The 290-nt window shown below is 51.0% G+C and carries 1 protein-coding gene; it reads left to right on the forward strand.

The window, feature by feature from the left end:
• Positions 1–48: 48 nt before the first annotated feature.
• Positions 49–290, forward strand: a 242-nt coding sequence (locus MD536_RS22240; RefSeq protein WP_369075820.1) for an alanine:cation symporter family protein, incomplete at its 3' end; no start/stop codon positions are given.

Here is a 290-nt window from a genome sequence, read left to right on the forward strand (position 1 = left end):
CTTCTTTTTGCGTTTTTCGGCGTACTGGCTTCATTCGGCATCGGCAACATGGTGCAGGCAAACTCGGTTGCTCTTGCACTGCAGGAAGCCTTCTCTATGCCCCGGGGCCTTACCGGTATTGTGCTGGCCGCGCTTACCGCGCTGGTCATAATCGGGGGAATCAGGCGTATCGGCAGCGTTACATCAAAAATAGTGCCGCTCATGGCTCTGTTCTACATAGGATTTGCGTTTATTATTATTCTTGGAAACCTGTCCGCTCTTCCGGATGTTATCCGATTGATAGTTACGCA

Source organism: Flavihumibacter cheonanensis (assembly GCF_022352215.1).
Lineage (GTDB): Bacteria > Bacteroidota > Bacteroidia > Chitinophagales > Chitinophagaceae > Flavihumibacter > Flavihumibacter cheonanensis.